Here is a 20,418-nt window from a genome sequence, read left to right as displayed (position 1 = left end):
AATGACCCTCCTATTCTTTAATTAACCCTTCTTCAATTAAATATTCTCTGGCTACTTCTTCTGGGGAATGATCTTCAAAATCAACTTGATAATTCATTTCCCTCATTTGATCTCCGGTAATCTTGCCACCTAATTGATTCAGCACTTCTTCAATTTCGGGGTAACGATCAAGGATTTCTTGCCTCAACAACGGCGCTCCTTGGTATGGAGGGAATAAATTCTTAGGGTCCTCTAATACCTTAAGATTCAAATCGATCATATATCCATCCGTCGCATAAGCGTCAATAATGTCTACCTCTCCACTTTCTATCGCTCCCTGCCTTAAACCAGGGTCCATCGTGCGGACTTCCCTTAAATCAAGATTGTACATCTCTTTCATTCCCTGATATCCATCCTCCCGGTCGTTGAATTCAAGTGTGAAACCAGCAGTGATTTGATTTTCAACTGGTTTTAAATCACCGATGGTTTCAAGGTCATATTGTTCAGCAAGCTCTTGTGTAGTAGCTACAGCATACGTGTTGTTGTACTCCATCGGTTCAAGAAATGCCAGGTCGTATTTTTCAGCCATGCCTTCCTTCGCTTGCTGATAGACTTCATTTGGTTCATTACTGTTAGCTTCTTCACCTAGTAACGAAACAATGGCTGTACCTGTAAATTCGGGATAGATATCTATACTACCTTCCTGTAAAGCACTGAAAACTAAATCTGTTTTACCAAGATTCGGTTCCAAGCCGACAGACAAATCCGTTTCTTCTTCAATCAGGAGTTTATACATGTGAATCAAAATGGCAGGTTCTGATCCGAGTTTCGCACCAATAGTCAAGTCATTTTTAACTTTCCCCCCAAAGGCTAACGGCCCTACGGCGATTAAAGCGGCAATCACAAGTAAGCTGACAAGGGAACGAAAACCAGATTTTGCAGAGGTACGCTCAAATAAACGTAAAACCAAATCTAAAATTATAGCTAGCAAAGCGGCAGGTATAGCTCCCAGCAAGATAAGATTCGCATCTCCACCGCGATCAAGCCCTAGAAGGATCAAATCCCCCAAGCCGCCAGCACCGATTAAAGCAGCGATTGTTGTTGTTCCTACAATTAATACCATAGAAGTACGAATCCCTGCCATAATTACAGGCATGGCAATAGGCAATTCAATCTTGGTTAACCGCCTAAAAGATTTCATCCCCATACCCGTTGCCGCTTCTTTCAACGCTGGATCCACTTCTTTTATTCCTGTATATGTATTCCTTAGAATAGGAAGCAGACCGTATGCTGACAGGGCAATGATAGCAGGAGACTGCCCTATTCCAAAGAATGGAATAAGGAAAGCAAGAACGGCGAGACTCGGAATGGTCTGCAAAACAGCGGTGACGCCTATGATAGGTTCCGCTACTTTTTGCTTTCTTGTCAGCCATAAACCGAGCGGAACAGAGATCAAGGTCGCAATAACTAAGGCAATAATAGATATTTGTAAATGCTCCCAAACCTTTTCTAATAAAATCCCTTGTCTTTGGTTAAATACGTCGATAAATTGGCTCATTTACTTTCTACCTCCTCTCCCTTCTTACGTTCCTGCTCTTTCAGGTAGAGGACAATATCACGATAAGATAACGTGCCTAGAAGGAAATCTCCTTTGATCACTGGTAGAATTTTGTAATGCCCTTCTTCGAATACTTCTACCGCATCCCTGAGAATCATCTCGTTCGAGAGGGACGGTGCTTTTAAAATCCTTCCATCCTCAACCATTCCTTGATAAACACCCTGCTTATTTTTAAGTGCAAACGGACCGTCCATAACGACATTCCCTTGGATACACTCTTCTTCTGTGATGATTCGATGCGACGTATCATTCATAATAACATCCACCGCCGTCTGCCATGGCGTTTTTCTGCTGCCAATAAAATCTTTAACAAATGCATTAACTGGATGCAATATCAGATTTTGAGGAGAATCCAATTGAATGATTTCCCCCGCTTTCATTAAGCAGACCCGGTCCCCAAGAGCTAGCGCTTCATCCATATCATGAGTGACGAAAACAATCGTCTTTTTGATTTCCTGTTGGAGATTACGGATATCCTTCTGCAACTGTTCCCGGCTTATTGGATCCAAAGCACTAAATGGCTCATCCATCAAGATAATATCCGGGTCAGCAGCCAGTGCCCTGATGACACCTACACGCTGTTGTTGACCACCGGAAAGTTCACTTGGCTTCCTTTCCCGATGTTTTTTAGGATCCAGTCCTACCATCTTCATCAATTCATCGATCCTCTTGGATAACTCATTTTTCTTCCACTTTTTCATCTCTGGGACTACGGATATGTTCTCCTCCACAGTCATGTGAGGAAAAAGCGCGATCTCCTGTAACACGTACCCAATATTCCAGCGGAGCTCATGAATGTTGTATTCCTCGATATCTTGATTATGTATCGTGATCTTCCCCTCAGTTGGCTGGATTAGACGATTGATCATTTTCATTGTTGTCGTCTTTCCACAGCCACTTGGTCCAATCAGAGCAAGCAACTCTCCCTCTTGAACTTCAAGATTAATATTTTTCAGTGCTGTGGTTCCATCCGGGTAGGTTTTCGTAACATCTGTGAATGTAATCATTTTGTTCCCCCTAAGCAATAAATAAAAGACTTATTTCTATAACCACATTTCCACAACTTGAAACATAATGCAATCCTCCTATTTTATAATCTTTCCCTATCACGGGAGCCTCCATTCGATGTGTGTAGATGGAACAATCCCCACAAGAACTTGATACCTGGTACTAAATTGGTATAATAAAAGAGTTGACCATGAAATGGCTGTTCTTTATCTTTAATAGCCATGATAAAATAAAAGAAAGTGTACAAGGAGTTGAATTTATTGGAATATGCTCTTTATATCCTCATTGCCTATCTCCTCGGATCCATCCCTTCCGGATTAATTGTCGGTAAAATTGGTTACGGAACAGATATCAGGGAGCATGGGAGTGGGAACCTGGGCGGAACCAATACGTTCCGTGTCCTAGGATTTAAAGCCGGGATGATCGTCACTACTGCCGATATCCTGAAAGGGACAGCTGCCGCCGCTATCCCTTATTTTGTGGGAGCCGAGGTGATCCCGCTTGTAATTGGAATCTTCGCAGTAGTGGGACATATGTATCCGATTTTTGCAGGGTTTAAAGGTGGAAAAGCTGTCGCGACCTCAGGGGGAGTCATACTCGGAGTTAACCCAATTATATTTGTCGTTCTGTTATTATCTTTTTTCATCGTACTTTATTTAAGTAAGTATGTCTCCTTATCATCGATGGTGGCCGGCTTATTCGGTATTATCGCCACATTGATTGTTAAGGACTATGGGTTGACGATTATTATTTCTCTATTTACCCTATTTGTCATTTATCGTCATCGTGCCAATATTAAGAGGATATTGAACAAAACTGAACCTAAGATTACCTGGATGTAACAACCTCTCTAAAAGAAGAATAGAGGAATAGTCTATCCGATGAAAGGATAGGCTTTCTTTTATGACGTACTCTATGAATACAGTCGAGTATAAGCAATCCATTGTATATTCAGAAATACATATTGTATACTTTGACTTAGAAAGAAGGCCTGAAAGGAGTCTTTGTTATGAATAAGACCGAATTGAGTCAGAACAAACCACTACCATCAAAAAAAGAACGTCATAAATTATTCGGATCCGTGGACCCGGGTCCACGCACAAAACCTATGGAGAAAGACCAAATGGCCGATCTTCAGAATTCTAGAAAAGATTTTCTCTTTGATATTGATATGGTAGGCATTTCCAATGTCAAACACCCTATCCGAATTCCAAGTACTCTAACACCCGAAATTCAGACGACCATCGGTACATTCTCTTTTGGTTCTTCCATTTCTCAAGGAAGCAAAGGGACAAACATGAGTCGCTTCACAGAACAATTAGATAAATATCACAATGAAGGTTTTGCGATTGATATTGCCACTCTAAAAGAGTTTACCGAAGAGCTGGCAGGACGCTTGAAGCAAACAGATGCTGAAGTGGAAGTCAGCTTTCCGTGGTTCTTTGAGCGTAAAGGCCCCTTTTCCGGGTTGACGGGTATGAATCATGCTGATGCAACCATCCGAGTCGAATATGATGTCCATTCTGGTCATGATGTGACAGTAACGCTGACAGGAAAAATCACAACTCTCTGCCCATGTTCTAAAGAAATTAGTGAGTACAGTGCCCATAATCAGCGAGGCAATGTAACCATGAGCGTAAAACTGACAGATGATTTCGATGAACAAAAAACCGACTGGAAGGCGGCGCTGCTCGAAGCGGCAGAAAGCAATGCGAGCGCAAGAATTCATCCTGTCCTAAAAAGACCCGATGAGAAGATGGTCACGGAACAGGCCTATGAAAATCCACGTTTCGTAGAAGATATTGTCCGTTTAGTAGCGGCAGATCTTTATGAATATTCATTCGTGGAAGCTTTCCAAGTTCAATGCCGAAATGAAGAATCGATTCATTTGCATGATGCTGTAGCTACTGTCAGTTATGATAAAAAACGGGAATCAAAATAAAAAAGTCCTATGAAACATGTAATGATAGGCTTGATTAAGTTTTATCAAAAGGGCATCAGCCCTTTTTTTCCTCCATCCTGCCGTTTCCAACCTACATGTTCCCAATACGGATTGGAAGCTTTCCGTCGCTTTGGATTTTTCAAAGGCAGTTATTTAACGTTGAAGAGGATTTTAAAATGTCATCCTTTTCACGGTGGAGGATTCGACCCTGTACCAAGGAAATCGTCCACTGATGCCACTGACAAGCCGGATAAACAGTAATTTGTCAGAATCAGAGGTTTATGAAACGACTGAAGAGGATACATGATAACACATGAACCACCATACAGGAGTTGAGCTAATGAATTTAACCGTTACAGAAGAAGCAGCCAAATGGTATGAAGAAGAACTAGATATCGACCAAAAAACTGATTTACGATTTTATGTACGTTATGGCGGTGTCGGCGGTCTTCAACCAGGCTTCTCTCTTGCCATCAAATTAGAGGAAGCTACCGAACCTATCGCTGAAACGACTACAGGGAATATCCATTTTTTCATTGAAGCTGACGATGAATGGTACTTTGACAATCATTCACTGGAAGTTTCCTTTGATTCTAAATGGAAAGAACCAGCATTTAAATACAAAAAATAAGACGCCACTTGGAGGGCGTCTTATTTTTTATCTAAACGAAATCGATCAATCTGTTCCCAACATTGTTCTTTTCTTAAAATTCGGACCTGGCGATCTCCAAATAAATCGAAATGAGGATATTGGGGGTCTTTATGGATCCATTCAGGAGCTAAACCGTACCCCTCCCCCCACTCTTTTAACTTCTTCATATTGTTGCATCCTACTTTAGTTACCGTATCACAGTCTGGAAAACGTTCATCAAGCCAATAATGAGTCAAGATCGCAATTTCTCCATTTTTGACTTTACTTTTCCAATTTCTAAGTTCTTCCCTTTTCACTCCGAAAGCCATGATAGTTAGGACTCCATCGCAGATAGATAGGCTTCATGCCAATCTGGAAAGCTGCGGCGAATGGAAACAGGCTTAAAAGTATCTTTCTTTACGATGACATGTTTAGTTACTCCCGTTACTGCAACCTCATCATTATTTACCACGACTTCATATCCATAAGCCACTCTAAGGCCATCATAGTTTTCCACCCATGTCCGAATGTGAACTTCATCTCCATAACGTACAGGTTTTTTGAAACTGACTTGAGCGTCAATAACAGGGGAGACTACACCCTGTTGTTCGATTTCTGAATACAAAAACCCAAGCCCTTCGATGAAAGCCGTACGGCCGATTTCAAACCAAACCAAATAGTTGGCATGGTAAACAACCCCCATCATATCCGTTTCCTGGTACCTCACTTGGATTGGTGTTTCATTCACTTTCATATTCAGGACTCCCTTCGCACCATATGCCATGCTTTTTCAAAATCTTCAAGCTGCAAATCATTTATGTCTTCTGCTTCATCATCCATTATTCGAATGGCTTGAAATTGGATGGCTTCATTAACAAGATTATTAATAAAACGGCCATTTCCGCGAATTTTATGATCGGTGAATTTTTCCAAGAGGAATGACTCTGCCCATTCATTAAAATGATATCCGTATTGTTTAGCCTGGTAATGTGTCATTTGCAACAATTCGGATTCGGAATAATCCGGGAAATGAAAGTACTTTTTAAATCTGGAGGACAATCCAGGGTTACTCTCCACCAATTGCTCCATTTCACGCTGATACCCCGCTAGAATCACCACAAGGTTTTCATTATGTTTCGTCATTTCATCCACAAGTGTTTCAATGGCTTCCTTACCGAAGTCATCTCTTCCACCATTGTATAGAGAGTAAGCTTCATCGATAAAAAGAACGCCACCTAAAGCCTCACGGATTTTTCGTTTTGTTTTTATGGCGGTTTGTCCAATGTAACCCGCAACTAAATCACTTCTGGAAACGACAACCGTATGTCCTCTCTTTAGCAATCCGCACTGTTTCAAAACATTTGCGTAAATTTCAGCTACTGTCGTTTTTCCTGTTCCTGGATTGCCAGAAAAGACAGAGTGCAGTTGTATAGGCACAACTGGGTAGCCTTTTTCTTTCCTTTTTTGCTGAGCTTGTACAAAGGAAGACAACTTTCTTACTTCTGTTTTCACATTGGCAAGACCGATTAATTCATCCAATCGCTCCATAGGAGAGGGTTGATCTTCCCTTTTAGGATCTTCCCATTCCAAATCGTCACTGGAAATGCGCATATGATCCAGCCAATGTTGTTTATCCCGCTCTGCTTCTTGAGCTCCTTTTTGAAAAATAGTTTTTAACACAAGGTTTTTCACCGTGCGAGCATTTCCAAATGAATCATCCACGCGTTCGCGCTCGATGAGTGAGGAGAACTCTTTTAAAGCCGTTTCAGTAAAAAAGAAATCATTTTCTATAGCCGTTTGCTCAGCAATCGTCAAAAGTTCATCCATTTGATAATCTGGTAACTCTATATGATTCTGTTCAGGAAAGCGACTACGTAAACCAGGATTGGACCATAGGAACTGACGCATTTCTTCAGGATATCCAGCTAGAATAACAGCGAACTTCCCGCCATATTCCTTACTGGTCATTGCAGAGACTAATGTATCAATAACAGCCTGTCCATAATCGTTTCCAGTTTGACCTTCCCTCTTCAGGCTATAAGCTTCATCAATGAACAACACACCGCCAATAGCCTGCTTCACATAGTTCATTGTATTTTCTTCACTTTGGCCAACATAAGATCCGACGAGGTGGGATCGATTTACCTCAATCACTTCTTTCGTATCTAATATCCCCAATTCATGATAAATATTTGCCAGCAATCTGGCCATGGTCGTCTTTCCGGTCCCTGGATTGCCAGTAATAATCATATGTAACCCAGGCTCATCTACCATGGAAAAACCGTAACTCTTCCGCTGTTGTTGGTAGCGTAAAAAATGATAGTACCGTCGAATGTAAGTCTTAACATCTTTCAAACCAACCATTTGGTCGAATGCCTCTAATGGATTTTGAAAGGATTGATCCGTCAAAAATCCTGGTAATCGTTTATAAATCTCATCCTGATTATCGGAAAGACGTCTTGCCCGCTCATTAATCTCTTTTACAGGGACACGGATCCGCCTGTTCTCAATCGAATGGATGGCTTCTTCCAACATTATTTCCAAGTCACCTAGTTCTTCATATACATCTTGATAAAGTTTTAACCGGCTGGAAGCATCAATAATCGTCTTTTCAGCAAGATCTTTATCCCACTGTTTTTTTAAGTACCCCACATCAGAATAAATGGATTTTACTTTTTTTGCTTTCGCTGAGTCATGATCCGTCTCATGCAGCACCCACTGGTCAAGAGGGGTATTTTTTAGCATTGTATAGGCCTGCATCAACTGTTGAGATTCGTATAATTCTGCTACTAAAGGATGTGCAGGATCAAGAACTCGCGCTTCATCAATAAATTGCTCAGCAAGCAAGTCTTCTCCTGGATGTCTTTTTATCCGATGATAGGCCAATGTTACATAAAGTAAAGCTTTTCCTTCCTTATGACCTTGCCAATTATTTTTGTTCATATATCGTAAAGCCTCCACCTCTGTCATCGGAGGCTGTTGTTCTAAACTTTTCCATTGTTTCAGCTCATCTAACACCTTCATCACTTCCTTTTCTATCGCCGATATCCATTTTATCATAGTCAAGGTTTGATGTAGATGAAGATGCACAACCCCACTGAAAATTCACAGAAAAAAACCGCTCCTCTTAAGAGAAGCGGTTTCTGAATTTAATATTGTTGATGGCGAGCTTCATCTTTAATTTCATCACGCATAGCCTCTAAAGATTGGTTTCTTCGCTTGTTTTTCTTTTCAATGTTTCTTTTTTCCTCATCCGAAGCAAATTGTAAGGCTTCATGAGAAGCTTCAATATTTTCTATGGTATTCGTCACATTTTCCTGTAGACGATCAACATTGTCTGCACGATTATCAGGATTTGGTTTTTGATTCGCCATGTGCTGTTGTTTATGGGACATATGGTACCCTCCTGTAGTTTTTCATGGACCCCTAAAGAGTCATCCTTTACTTTTCCCGAGAGTAAGGGATTTATGAGAAGGAATTCTTGACTTATGTATTTCTTCCCCCTAAACAACAAAGAATAAAAACAATAAAAAAACAAATCCCGGTTTAAGATGGGATTTGTTTTATGCGGTCTTTATGGCGCTTTTCGATACGGTCATCAATCTGATCCATTAACTTTGGGTCAGATTTAATGGAACGAATGTTTTCTTTGACACGCTCTTCAAAAGAAATGGTCTTATGTTTTCTCATGGAAATCTCTCCTTTTACTGGTAGGATTTCCAATTTTCAATCTTATTATTCTTAATTAAGGGCATCTTTTTTTTCTTCCATTATTTGATAAGTCATTGGTCCAATAACCTTCTCTGCTTGTATAACACCATCAGTGCCAATAAAATAAGTCGTTGGGATGGTAAGGATTTGATAGGAATGATTAATTTCCAAATCCTTGTCCATAAGTATAGGAAACGTATATCCTTCTTCCTCCACAAATTGTTTTACATCTTCTTCTTTTTTTTCTGTACCTGTCCCATTAACGGCAAGAATAACGACTTCATCTTTATAAGCTTCCTGAAACCTTTGCATTTCCGGCATTTCTTCCCGGCATGGCGGGCACCAGGTGGCCCAATAATTGAGAAACACTTTTTTCCCTCTAAAATCAGAAAGATGAATTGTTTCACCACTTAAAGTTTCTAATGTGAAATCAGGCGCCTTCTCTCCCACTTCTAATCCATCAGGAGCATTAGGTGCAATCATGCCTTCTCTTTCGGGCGAGGCATTTACTGGGGTATTCTCTTCTGCCTTCTCTTCCTTTTGGTCGTTAAATGCTGTAATAATAACGAAAATTAAGAGCGTGAGCAAAAAAGCTAAGGCGATCCATCTTTTCATAAATTCTTCCTCCATTATAAGTCTACCGTTTCTATTCTATGTATTAGAATAAAGAAGAAACCATCTACTTGTAAAGCCTAAATAGAGACACTAGGTCAAGATAACGTATTCACATAAAAAGGCCGCCCCTAAAAGGCGACCTTTCAAATGTTTTTTAGTTCAATTTATTTCGAAGTACCATTTGCAGGATACCACCATGACGGTAGTAATCCACTTCGACTTCACTGTCAAATCGGGCAATGACTTCAAATTCTTTTTTATTGCCTTCTGCATCTGTCGCTGTTACCTTCACAAGGTCATGAGGTTTTACATCTTCACCGATTTGGACATCGAAAGTTTCGCGTCCCGTCAATCCTAATGATTCAATACTGTCTTCCTGTTTAAACTGAAGTGGAAGAACACCCATCATTACAAGGTTGGAACGGTGGATACGTTCGAAACTTTCCGCAATAACTGTCTTAATACCAAGAAGATCCGTACCTTTTGCAGCCCAGTCACGTGAACTACCCATGCCATAGTCATTACCAGCAATAACCATTAACGGGGTTTGGTCTTGTTGATATTTCATAGCCGCTGTGTAAATAGGCATTACTTCTTCTGTTGGCCAGTATGTTGTAAATCCACCCTCTGTTCCCGGAGCTAATTGGTTACGGATACGAATGTTTGCAAACGTACCACGCATCATAACTTCATGGTTACCACGACGAGAACCATAAGAGTTGAAGTTACGAGGACTTACCCCGTTTTCTTGTAAATACTCACCTGCAGGCATATCTTTTGGAATAGCACCTGCTGGAGAGATGTGGTCCGTGGTTACGGAATCACCGAACTTACCAATGACACGCATGCCTTCAAGCGGCTTAACCATTTCTGGTTCACTGGAAAGTCCTTCGAAGAATGGTGGATTTTGAATGTATGTGGAGTTTTCATTCCAATCATATAATGGTTCATCCGTTGTTTGGATTTCGTTCCATTTTTCGTTGGAATTAAAGACACTTTCATACTCTTTACGGAAAATTTCTGGTGTTACAACGCGAGAAATCTCTGACTTGATCTCTTCTTGTGAAGGCCAGATGTCATTGAAGTATACGTTGTTTCCATCACTGTCTTTGCCGATTGGCTCAGTTCTAAGATCAATATCCACAGTTCCTGCTAGAGCATAGGCAACAACTAATGGCGGTGAAGCTAAGTAGTTTGCTTTAACAAGCGGGTGGATACGCCCTTCGAAGTTACGGTTACCAGAAAGTACAGAAGACACGGTCAAGTCGCTATCCGCAATCGCCTTTTCGATTTCAGGAAGCAATGGACCTGAGTTACCGATACATGTTGTACAGCCATAACCGACAAGGTTAAATCCTAATTGATTTAAGAACTGCATCAAGCCTGAGTCTTCCAAGTAACGTGTAACAACCTTGGAGCCTGGTGCTAGTGAAGTCTTTACGTAATCAGGTACCTGTAACCCTTTTTCAACTGCTTTCTTAGCTACAAGGCCAGCTCCAAGCATGACATGCGGATTTGATGTATTTGTGCAGGAAGTGATCGCAGCGATCGCAAGAGCCCCTGTCTTCATGACAGATTTACCGCCATTGTTAAATTCCACTTCTACTTCTTTATCGAACTCTGCTTTGTCTAAGCCAAAACCGTGGTTCCCTGCTGGACCTGTAACGGCTTTTTCAAAGGAATCTTTCATTTGGGAAAGTGGGATCAAATCTTGTGGACGTTTAGGCCCTGACAAGTTGGGTTCCAGTTCCCCGAGATCGATTTCAACGAGGGAAGTAAATTCCGGATCTTTAAATGAAGGATCATACCAAAGGCTATTTTTCTTGCAGTATTCCTCAACAAGCTTGATCTGTTCTTCACTACGTCCAGTTAGACGAAGGTATTCGAGAGATTCTCCATCTACTGGGAAGAAACCACAAGTAGCACCATATTCAGGAGCCATGTTGGAAATTGTTGCACGATCAGCAAGTGGCATTTCCTGCAGTCCTGGGCCGAAGAATTCGACGAATTTACCGACTACATTCTGCTCACGAAGCTTTTGTGTTACTTTAAGAGCCAAGTCTGTCGCTGTTGTACCTTGTGGGAAGCTGCCATTCAACTTCACACCAATAACTTCCGGAGCAGGGAAGTAAGAAGGTTGTCCAAGCATTCCTGCTTCTGCTTCAATACCACCTACACCCCATCCAAGGACACCAAGACCATTAATCATCGTAGTATGGGAGTCCGTTCCAACAAGTGTATCTGGATAAGTATCATAAGAGCCGTTCTCATTTTCTTTCGCATGAACAACATTTGCGATGTATTCAAGGTTTACCTGGTGGACAATCCCTGTTGCAGGCGGGACAGCACGGTAATTATCAAACGCTTTCTGAGCCCAGTGTAAAAATTCATAGCGTTCTTCATTTCGTTCGAATTCAAGCTCCATGTTCACGTTCAGAGCATCAGGTGTTCCATACTTGTCAACCTGTACAGAGTGGTCAATAACAAGGTCCACAGGTACTTCTGGATTGATTTTATCAGGGCTTCCTCCCATATCAACCATCGCTTTTCGTAGAGATGCTAGATCTACTACAGCAGGTACGCCCGTGAAGTCTTGCAAAATTACTCGGGAAGGTTTGAATGGAACGTCTTCCCCTTTTGATTTGTCAGTTCCCCAGTTTGCTAGACTCTCTACGTGTTCATCTTTAATAACACGACCATCGTGTTGACGTAATAGAGATTCTAGTAGGATTCGGATGGAGAAAGGTAGACGGGAAATCTTACCATGTCCCGCATCTTCTAAGGCTTTCAAATCGTAATAGTTATACGTTTGGCCATTTAGTTCAAATTGTTTGCGAGCGTTAAAAGCATTGCTAGCCATATTCCTTTTACCCCCTCATCAATATTCAATAGTGCTACCGGCAAACGGCTTCACTATTCCCCAAAAATTGTACATTTGATCCCTTAGTTAAAAACAAGTTCACAAATCTGCAATCCTTATTGTAAATGAAAACGATTTATAAGTAAAATAAATGACAACAAATTTTTCTGAATTCGATAAATTTTATACAAAAAACTACATTTCAGACTACGGCTTGTGTTTAATTAGGAGACCTTTTATAATTATAAATAGATATGTCATAAGAATAATGAAACAGGTGATAATATGTCAGGTGGATTTGCCCTGTTTATTGTCGGGTGGATTGTCATCATGGTTGGTTTGATGAGTATTGGTGGTTTCTTTATGTTCCGAAAATTCCTGAAACGCCTTCCAAAAGAAGATGGAAAATCAATTATTGACTGGGAAGAATATTATGTAGATCAAACACGTCACATGTGGACTAATGAACAAAAAGAACTGTTGGAAGAATTAATTTCTCCAGTACCTGAGCTTTTCAGGGATGTAGCAAGACAGAAAATTGCCGGCCGTATTGGAGAGATTGCTCTGCAGAGGAAAAAGAAAAAAATCACACAAGAGATTTTGATTGAGGGCTACATACGTGCGACACCAAAGCGTGACCACAAGTTCCTTGTCAAAAAATTAGAAGAGAAAAAAATTGACATGACTCCTTATGATCCATTAATCGAACGATAAAAGGACCCGGCTTATGCCAGGTCCTTTTTTGGTTCCATTTTTTTCTCTAAATGTAAGAATTGTTTCAACATGGCTATGCGCCAGGTCATAATCATTCCGAAAGCAAGTAAGAAGAACATTCCGCTCGTCTCACCAAAGGACACATGGTGACCTACTATCAGCTTAAGGATAATCCTTAAGATCAAGAGGCCAAATAGAATCCCTATAAATGCTTTGGAAGGCTTTAAATAAATATCCCCATCCCGCACTTCAAATTTTGATGTGCGGATAAGGAAAATAGAGAAAATAGCACCAATCATAACTGCCTCAAATACTTGACTCCACTGCACCCTGAACATAGGAAAAACAAACATAAGGGCACCCGTACTCATCATAAATGGAGGCAGAATAATTTTTTTAACACTTGCTGGTTTTTTGGCTGCCCGGAGACGGACGAAGATCATTGCTGTAGCCATCCCGGCAGCAACTATCGTACTTGCTATTAACCACAACATACAGATTCACTCTCTCTACTCTGTCCTTAAAGCTAGTGTACACACCCGTTCAATAGTGCCCAGGACCCGAGTTTCATCAAAAGGTTTAACAATAAAGTCTTTTGGGCCACTTCGATAGCCGCTACAAACGTTTTTTGTTGTCCTATAACTGAAACCCCCAGCATCACCGGAAACCCGTTGAAATTCTTAAGAGCTTCGATTTAACAACTCCCTTTACTCTCGATCGTTTGCAATTGTGAGGATAATAGTCATTGTAACTCCTACAACAGCTAAATATACACCAAGATCGAACACTAAGGCCGTGGCTAATTCCGTCTTACCTAAGATAGGCAATTGGAAATAAGCGAATGTTTGGGTTAAGAAAGGGGCATTAAAAAGGATTCCGCCCACTCCTGTAGCCGTCGCGATGATTAATCCAACTGGAATCATGTGTCGAAAATTAATTGGGAGAATCTTTTCCATCGCCTTAATTCCATATGCCATGTACATAAGTATAATGGCTGCTGCAGTCATTAATCCTCCAATAAATCCTCCACCCGGAGCATTATGCCCCGCAAAAAATAAGTAAATGGAAAACCCCAGCAGGATAAATGCGATTAATGTGGTTGCTGTTCTTAAAATAATGTCATTCGTTTGGGTCATACAAATACTCCTTTATTTTTCTATAGTATCATCTTAATATAATTGGCAGGTAAAATCCATGCCTTAGAACCCTTGAAAATCAAAGAAACCTGCGAGGTAAGAAGTAAGCATTGTCATCCAGTCAAAATAAAGCGCGACACCAACAAGAATCATTACATAACCTCCAACCTTCACAATGCTTGCGCTATGCTTTTTAATCCAATTTAATTTACCAACAAAGAAAGACAAGATTAAAAATGGTATCGAGAATCCAAGGGAATATGCGAGCATGGTAACGAAAAACAACTCAGGGGAATCAGCAGCCAGGGATAGGACTGCTGCCAGGATAGGACCTGTACAAGGGGTCCACCCCAACGAAAAGGTAAGGCCGATGATGAATGTTCCTATGTATCCTGATGGTCTATTTTTAAATATAATTTTGCGATCCTTCATTAGGAAGTTGAAATTAAAAACACCTATAATCACAAACCCAAAAAAGATAATTAAAATTGCACCTAAACGTCGGATAATGGATTCATTTTGTATAAAAAACTGAGCAAATAGCGAACCTGAGAATCCTAAAATTATAAAGATGGTTGTAAACCCTAACAAAAATAGGATCGTATGAATCAGACTTGCTCTTCTCAACATCCCATTGTCTTCTTTCAATTCATTCACACTCATCCCTGTAATATAGGAAAGAAAGGCAGGATATAAAGGGAAAACACACGGAGATATAAATGATAAAAACCCCGCACCAAACGCTAAAAAAAGGTTGACATCCATTAGTTAATCACACCCTACAAACATAGTCGTTCCCTATTGTATCAGAGCCCACCATATAAAACGATGCCTATCCTGTGAATTTTTAAAATGACATAGATAAAGCCTTCTTTCCTAAAAGAAAGAAGGCTTATTTTCATTATTTCATTTGATTGTTCATTGAACGCATCATCTGATTGATTTTCTTTTGTGATGGCTTTTGTCCCATTTGCATCATCAGTGTGCGTAACATTTGTTCGTTAATTGGCGGGTTCTTTTTCAAATAGTTCATCATATACTTTCTTGCGATGAAGAAGCCTAGAGCGGCACCACCGACAAGAGTCAACAAGGCTATGATGATAACCCAAACGATCCCCAATGTCATGACTTCGTCTTCCTCCTTCGTGTTGTCTCCCATAACAGTATAGTAAAACGCCTTTGAGAATACAATAGCCGTTTCAGCTAAACCTTTACCCTTAAACGCTACTCTTTAAGTTTAAAGGTTTACCTCCTATACAAAGGGCAAAAGTAATTCTAACTCCGGAAAGTACTTATTAATCTTCCCCTTTAATAGACGATAGAATGATAAGACAACAATAATTCTTATATTAATTATATCATAAGGGAAAGGGATTGCGAAAATGGTTATTTTGATGTTGCTTTTAAGATGATCCGTTAAAAACAGAAGCTACCTTGTAAACAAAAAATCATCATTCAATTTCCCCTAATACCAAGAAAGAAGCTGCCCTTTTTTAGGGGCAGCTTTCCTTATTATTTCATCAAGTTTTCAGCATGCTTCACAACATTTTCTACAGTAAATCCATAGTTTTCGATTACTGTATTTCCTGGAGCTGAAGCACCGAACTTGTCAATCCCGATAACTGAACCATCTAAACCGACATAACGTTCCCAGCCAAAAGATGCGCCCATTTCGACTGCCAAACGTTTACGTACGGAAGAAGGAAGCACTTTCTCTTTATAGTCTTGAGATTGAGCTTCGAAGCGGTCAAATGAAGGTACGCTGACAACGCGAACATCATAACCATTTTTCTTCAATTCTGCCTGAGCTTCAACAATCAGTTGAACTTCAGACCCGGAAGCCAAAAGAATAGCATCCGGTTCAGCTTTATCTGAATCACTTAGGATATAAGCACCATGCTTCAAGCCTTCATACGCATGTTGTTCTGTGCCTTCAAGCGTCGGTAGCCCTTGACGTGTGAGAACAAGCGCTGTTGGTGTTGATTCTGATTCTAAAGCCAGTCGCCACGCTGCATTGGTTTCGTTCCCATCTGCAGGGCGAATGACAGAAAGGTTTGGCATCGCACGAAGGGAAGCAAGCTGTTCCACAGGCTCGTGAGTTGGACCGTCTTCACCAACAGCTACAGAATCGTGCGTAAACACGTAGTTAACTGGAAGATTCTGCAATGCCGATAAACGGACGGCTGGACGGAGGTAGTCACTGAATACGAAGAAGGTTCCAGCATATACTTTAAGACCTCCATGAAGTCCCATACCGTTCATGGCTGCTGCCATTGCAAATTCACGTACCCCAAACCAAATATTACGACCCGCATAGTTTTGACGAGAAAAGTCTTCTTCTTCTTTAACGGCTGTTTTATTAGATCCTGCAAGATCCGCGCTACCGCCAAAGAAGTTAGGGATAGACTTTGAAAGTGCATTAATCGCATCGCCAGATGCTGCACGGGTAGCGGGGCTATCTTCCCCGACTTTATAAGTTGGAAGGTTTTCTTCCCATCCTTCTGGGAGTTCTCCACGAATGGCTTGTTCGAACTCCTTCGCAAGTTCAGGGTAATCTTCTTTATATTGAGCAAGCAAGTTATTCCAAGATTCTTCTTTATCCTGTCCATTTTGCTGAACCTTATCTTTAAAGTCCTGATAAACTTCTTCTGGAACGTGGAAAGGCTCATGATCCCACTCATAGAACTGTTTAGCTGCTGTTACTTCGTCTTCTCCTAATGGAGCTCCATGAGAAGCAGACTTACCAGATTTGTTTGGTGAACCGTATCCAATGACTGTTTTCACTTCAATCATAGTCGGCTGATCCGTGTTCGCTTTTGCTTTCTTTAATGCCCTGGCCACTTCTTCTGTGTTTGTTCCGTCTTCCACGCGGATGACTTGCCATCCATATGCTTCATAGCGCTTTTCTACACTTTCACTGAAGGAACGGTCCAGGTCACCATCTAGAGAAATATCATTGGAATCGTAAAGAACGATCAGTTTGCCGAGACCAAGATGTCCAGCAAGAGATGCGGATTCTTGAGATACCCCTTCCATTAAATCACCGTCACCACAAATCGTATAGGTGTAATGATCAACGATATTATAACCTTCACGGTTGTATTTTGCTGCTAAGTGAGCTTCTGCCATAGCCATTCCTGTCGCCATTGCAATACCCTGTCCAAGAGGACCTGTAGTTGCTTCGACACCGTCAGTATGGCCAAACTCTGGGTGACCAGGGGTTTTAGAGTCCCATTGACGGAAATTTTTCAGATCATCGATGGTCACATTGTAACCAGATAGGTGAAGCAAGCTGTATAACAGCATAGAACCATGTCCAGCCGATAGGACGAAACGATCGCGATCGAACCAGTTCGAATTCTTTGGATTGTGATCCATGAACTGTGTCCATAACGTATAGGCCATGGGAGCGGCCCCCATAGGCATTCCTGGGTGACCGGAATTTGCTTTTTCTACTGCATCGATTGTAAGAGTTCTAATCGTATTGATTGATGTTTGTTCAAGGCTGTTTGCCATGTTTCAACATTCCCCTTTCTTTTCAGGTGTATGTACCATGTATTATCCTATAATGAAATTTGCTTCAAAACAAGCATTGTGTACATTTATTACACAGTCTCTCACCTAATTTCCCCCGTTCAGAAGGAATTAAACAAGAAAAATCCGTATTCGAAAATTCATCGAACACGGACCTTGAAAAATTAATTTTTCTTTTCATTTTTCTGCATTTGCCGGAGTTTCTTTGGTGTTACGTCATTGCCTTCAGGATCAATAACAGTTACACCTTTCAATTGATTTTTAAAGGATTTACGAGCGTTCTTCAAATATTCTTGACGTAATTTTTTCTGCTCATCCTTCTCTTCTTTAGTTAACTCCTGCTGTTTCGATTTATTGGCTAACTCATTAATACGATTAATTTTTTCTCTTGATAACATAGATCCTTCTCCTTTACCTCTAGTCTGGATCGTTAAAAACATGAAAAAGACAAGAAATCAAAGATTCTTGCCCTTTAGTATATGGTACCTTGTTTATTCTTTATTTTCAAGAGAAAGGTATTCCTTATACCTTCGGTGTACAGTAGCCTTCGATACATTATAACCTAGTCCGCGAAGGGTAGCGGCTATATCCTTAAATGTTAATTGACTATTTCTTAGACGGACCACTTCCTCTATTGGGAATTCAATTCGCTCCCGTCCCGGGGCCAAATGCTGATTGGAAAGGTTAGCCGAAGGGTCATACCCTCCCTCTACAGCTTTCCTCATTCCTCGACGGATTTTCATATTATGTATTTTTCTTTGGTATTCTTCCACGATTCCAACAATCTGAAGAACCATTGAATCTGATTCTGATAGTTGTAATTCACCATGGTTTGAAAGCGAAAACACCTTTATATTTAAACGATTTAACTGATGAAATAAAGCGATTTTAGTATTTCCCCGTCCAAGTCTTGTTTCATCCTGGATTAATAAAGCTTCAGCCTCTCCAGACGAGAAATTCTCAAGCATCTGGTATATTCCTTCCCGTTCTATTTCATACCCACTTGCCCGCTCTACTATGCAATCGATGACTTCCATGCCATGATGGTCAGCCATGGTTAGGAGCTCCATCTTCTGCCGTTTTAATGAAGATACCTGTTCCTCTTTATCTGTACTAACTCTACAGTATAGAATGACTTTCATAATAACGTTCCTTTCGATTCTGAATGAAGATCTCTTATACAGTTGTAACCATAGAATAATAGAGAATTATGAAACTCACAATAAACAGTACAATATAAGTATAATCAAGTTTTGAAAGTTTGTTGAACATAATAACCCCTCCATTTATAAGAACGAACGTTCTCGAGAACCTGTGTTCGTGTTTTGTTACTTTAAATTATATACGAATGTACGTTCCTGTCAACATCTTTTTTCGAACGCGTGTTTGTATTTATAGAATATGCATGGTACAATGTGGTTACTATAATCCTATGTACGAGGTGCTAATCTATGAGTAAACTTTCAAAGCGGCAGCAGGAAATATTAGATTTTATTAAAGAACAAGTGTTATTGAAGGGGTACCCCCCATCCGTGAGAGAGATCGGACAATCCGTTGGGCTTGCTTCAAGTTCAACCGTACACGGTCACCTGTCTAGACTGGAAAAGAAGGGCTATATTCGGCGCGATCCTACCAAACCCCGAGCCATTGAAGTGATAGAATTGGAGGAAGACCACAGTATTCCAAGAACAGAGGCTTCTTATGCACCGGTTATCGGTAAGGTTACGGCCGGATCCCCGATTACTGCAGTCGAGAACATTGAAGAATACGTGCCGCTCCCAGACACACTCGCTGGATCGGAAGACAATACTTTCGTACTCATCGTACAAGGAGAGAGTATGATTGAAGCCGGAATACTGGATGGAGATATGGTGATTGTCAGACAACAGCAGACAGCCCAAAATGGTGACATTGTTGTGGCCATGACGGAGGAGGAAGAAGCTACTGTTAAGAGGTTCTTTAAAGAAAGAAACCATATACGACTTCAGCCTGAAAACGCTACGATGGAACCCATATTACTGAATGATGTTTCCATATTAGGTAAAGTAGTTGGCTTATATCGCACCGTTCATTAAAAAGGAGAGACGATTTTATTCGTCTCTCCTTTTTAATGTCTAAAACTCGACTATTATGATTTCTTTTCACAAAGGAGGTTGAGTGAAAGTTTCAACAAGAAAGGCTTTGTAACCCTATAATGTATTAAGGAGGCTCGCTAGCGGGGCACTTCTCTTTTTTATCCTTTTCTATATTCTCTCCCTTATGCTCCGAATGACTTCTTCGTGCGATACACAGGGAACACAGCTAAAATATTTTCTTTAAGAAAGGACCTGACTTCTTTACGAGTATAACAATAGGCTAAAACATGATTTCGACGAACCCCTGTAACTCGAATCGTTCGTTGAGAGATTTCCCCTTCCCGGTTTAAATAAATCAAATCAATCTTGATCTTTTCAACTTCGGACTTCTTTATTAAAGAATCCATTGGTGTCACCCCACATTAGGAACAAATGTTCTGTATGTTATTATATGCATCCCTGCTCCTTATGTATACCAGAAAGTTTTAGAAATCCCCCAATTCGTTTTCTTAAGTACAATCTCTCATTGAAATCGTAGAATCTTCCCTTTTTCAGACTGCACCATCTTTGTTTCTAAAAATAAAAGAAGAAATTC

At 40.6% G+C, this 20,418-nt stretch carries 23 protein-coding genes; 6 read left to right on the top strand and 17 right to left on the bottom strand.

Annotation, left to right across the window (positions count from 1 at the left end):
• Positions 1 to 10: 10 nt before the first annotated feature.
• Together BLW54_RS09890 and BLW54_RS09885 are read right to left on the bottom strand one after the other, a co-directional pair.
• Positions 11 to 1,537 (bottom strand): ABC transporter permease/substrate-binding protein, encoded by a 1,527-nt coding sequence (locus BLW54_RS09890; protein WP_035505104.1) that lies wholly within the window; start codon positions 1,535 to 1,537, stop codon positions 11 to 13.
• Positions 1,534 to 2,604, bottom strand: a complete 1,071-nt coding sequence (locus tag BLW54_RS09885) for an ABC transporter ATP-binding protein (RefSeq protein WP_035505106.1) — start codon at positions 2,602 to 2,604, stop codon at positions 1,534 to 1,536. Before BLW54_RS09885 ends, BLW54_RS09890 begins: the two co-directional genes overlap by 4 nt.
• 261 nt (positions 2,605 to 2,865) lie before the next feature.
• Here BLW54_RS09885 and plsY point away from each other — a divergent pair, with 261 nt between their 5' ends.
• From plsY to BLW54_RS09865, 4 genes are all read left to right on the top strand, one after another.
• Positions 2,866 to 3,447, top strand: coding sequence for a glycerol-3-phosphate 1-O-acyltransferase PlsY (gene plsY, locus BLW54_RS09880; protein WP_035505108.1), 582 nt, complete (start codon positions 2,866 to 2,868; stop codon positions 3,445 to 3,447).
• A 167-nt stretch (positions 3,448 to 3,614) separates the two neighbouring features.
• Positions 3,615 to 4,547, top strand: a complete 933-nt coding sequence (gene folE2 / locus BLW54_RS09875) for a GTP cyclohydrolase FolE2 (protein WP_074734364.1) — start codon at positions 3,615 to 3,617, stop codon at positions 4,545 to 4,547.
• Positions 4,548 to 4,556: 9 nt separating this feature from the next.
• Positions 4,557 to 4,808 (top strand): membrane protein insertion efficiency factor YidD, encoded by a 252-nt coding sequence (gene yidD / locus BLW54_RS09870; RefSeq protein ID WP_074734362.1) that lies wholly within the window; start codon positions 4,557 to 4,559, stop codon positions 4,806 to 4,808.
• Positions 4,809 to 4,887: 79 nt separating this feature from the next.
• Positions 4,888 to 5,178 carry a HesB/YadR/YfhF family protein gene (locus BLW54_RS09865; protein WP_035505111.1) on the top strand — a complete coding sequence of 97 codons (291 nt, stop codon included), beginning with the start codon at positions 4,888 to 4,890 and terminating at the stop codon, positions 5,176 to 5,178.
• Positions 5,179 to 5,198: 20 nt separating this feature from the next.
• Here the strand turns inward: BLW54_RS09865 and BLW54_RS09860 are convergent, their stop codons facing one another.
• From BLW54_RS09860 to acnA, 7 genes are all read right to left on the bottom strand, one after another.
• Positions 5,199 to 5,507, bottom strand: a complete 309-nt coding sequence (locus BLW54_RS09860) for a hypothetical protein (RefSeq protein WP_035505113.1) — start codon at positions 5,505 to 5,507, stop codon at positions 5,199 to 5,201.
• A gap of 5 nt (positions 5,508 to 5,512) precedes the next feature.
• Entirely contained in the window at positions 5,513 to 5,932 is a 420-nt protein-coding gene (locus BLW54_RS09855; protein ID WP_074734360.1) for an acyl-CoA thioesterase, read from the bottom strand.
• Positions 5,933 to 5,934: 2 nt separating this feature from the next.
• Complete coding sequence (locus BLW54_RS09850) at positions 5,935 to 8,202, bottom strand: AAA family ATPase (RefSeq protein WP_035505123.1); 2,268 nt, start codon at positions 8,200 to 8,202, stop codon at positions 5,935 to 5,937.
• Positions 8,203 to 8,327: 125 nt separating this feature from the next.
• On the bottom strand, positions 8,328 to 8,573 hold the full coding sequence (tlp, locus tag BLW54_RS09845) for a small acid-soluble spore protein Tlp (protein ID WP_392387187.1): 246 nt from the start codon (positions 8,571 to 8,573) through the stop codon (positions 8,328 to 8,330).
• Between the two features lie 151 nt (positions 8,574 to 8,724).
• Positions 8,725 to 8,868, bottom strand: coding sequence for an FbpB family small basic protein (locus BLW54_RS09840; protein ID WP_081867019.1), 144 nt, complete (start codon positions 8,866 to 8,868; stop codon positions 8,725 to 8,727).
• Positions 8,869 to 8,919: 51 nt separating this feature from the next.
• Positions 8,920 to 9,504, bottom strand: coding sequence for a TlpA family protein disulfide reductase (locus BLW54_RS09835; protein WP_035505124.1), 585 nt, complete (start codon positions 9,502 to 9,504; stop codon positions 8,920 to 8,922).
• A 154-nt stretch (positions 9,505 to 9,658) separates the two neighbouring features.
• Positions 9,659 to 12,364 carry an aconitate hydratase AcnA gene (gene acnA / locus BLW54_RS09830; RefSeq protein WP_035505125.1) on the bottom strand — a complete coding sequence of 902 codons (2,706 nt, stop codon included), beginning with the start codon at positions 12,362 to 12,364 and terminating at the stop codon, positions 9,659 to 9,661.
• Between the two features lie 285 nt (positions 12,365 to 12,649).
• Between acnA and BLW54_RS09825 the strand changes: the two genes are divergently transcribed.
• Positions 12,650 to 13,078 (top strand): DUF2621 domain-containing protein, encoded by a 429-nt coding sequence (locus BLW54_RS09825; protein WP_035505128.1) that lies wholly within the window; start codon positions 12,650 to 12,652, stop codon positions 13,076 to 13,078.
• 11 nt (positions 13,079 to 13,089) lie between these two features.
• Here BLW54_RS09825 and BLW54_RS09820 read toward each other — a convergent pair whose 3' ends face one another.
• The 7 genes from BLW54_RS09820 to BLW54_RS09790 form a co-directional block, all read right to left on the bottom strand.
• Positions 13,090 to 13,572 carry a CcdC family protein gene (locus BLW54_RS09820; protein ID WP_035505130.1) on the bottom strand — a complete coding sequence of 161 codons (483 nt, stop codon included), beginning with the start codon at positions 13,570 to 13,572 and terminating at the stop codon, positions 13,090 to 13,092.
• 213 nt (positions 13,573 to 13,785) lie between these two features.
• Entirely contained in the window at positions 13,786 to 14,214 is a 429-nt protein-coding gene (locus BLW54_RS09815) for a Na(+)/H(+) antiporter subunit B (RefSeq protein WP_035505132.1), read from the bottom strand.
• Between the two features lie 63 nt (positions 14,215 to 14,277).
• Complete coding sequence (locus tag BLW54_RS09810) at positions 14,278 to 14,979, bottom strand: cytochrome c biogenesis CcdA family protein (RefSeq protein ID WP_035505138.1); 702 nt, start codon at positions 14,977 to 14,979, stop codon at positions 14,278 to 14,280.
• A gap of 136 nt (positions 14,980 to 15,115) precedes the next feature.
• Positions 15,116 to 15,340 (bottom strand): YneF family protein, encoded by a 225-nt coding sequence (locus BLW54_RS09805; RefSeq protein ID WP_035505139.1) that lies wholly within the window; start codon positions 15,338 to 15,340, stop codon positions 15,116 to 15,118.
• A gap of 386 nt (positions 15,341 to 15,726) precedes the next feature.
• A complete protein-coding gene (gene tkt / locus BLW54_RS09800) occupies positions 15,727 to 17,730 on the bottom strand; it encodes a transketolase (RefSeq protein WP_035505140.1) in 2,004 nt (667 codons plus the stop codon).
• Between the two features lie 182 nt (positions 17,731 to 17,912).
• Complete coding sequence (locus BLW54_RS09795) at positions 17,913 to 18,146, bottom strand: DUF896 domain-containing protein (protein ID WP_035505141.1); 234 nt, start codon at positions 18,144 to 18,146, stop codon at positions 17,913 to 17,915.
• A gap of 93 nt (positions 18,147 to 18,239) precedes the next feature.
• A complete protein-coding gene (locus BLW54_RS09790) occupies positions 18,240 to 18,890 on the bottom strand; it encodes a YneB family resolvase-like protein (protein WP_035505142.1) in 651 nt (216 codons plus the stop codon).
• Positions 18,891 to 19,199: 309 nt separating this feature from the next.
• On the opposite strand from BLW54_RS09790, the gene lexA reads away from it, so the two are divergent.
• Entirely contained in the window at positions 19,200 to 19,823 is a 624-nt protein-coding gene (gene lexA, locus BLW54_RS09785) for a transcriptional repressor LexA (RefSeq protein WP_035505144.1), read from the top strand.
• Positions 19,824 to 20,005: 182 nt separating this feature from the next.
• Here lexA and BLW54_RS09780 read toward each other — a convergent pair whose 3' ends face one another.
• Positions 20,006 to 20,230 carry a hypothetical protein gene (locus BLW54_RS09780; RefSeq protein ID WP_035505145.1) on the bottom strand — a complete coding sequence of 75 codons (225 nt, stop codon included), beginning with the start codon at positions 20,228 to 20,230 and terminating at the stop codon, positions 20,006 to 20,008.
• Positions 20,231 to 20,418 lie beyond the last annotated feature (188 nt).

It is taken from the genome of Halobacillus karajensis (assembly GCF_900108515.1).
GTDB classification, from domain to species: Bacteria; Bacillota; Bacilli; order Bacillales; family Halobacillaceae; genus Halobacillus; species Halobacillus karajensis.
The sequence above is the reverse complement of the archived record's forward strand: the minus strand, read 5'-3'. Positions and strand labels throughout refer to the sequence as shown.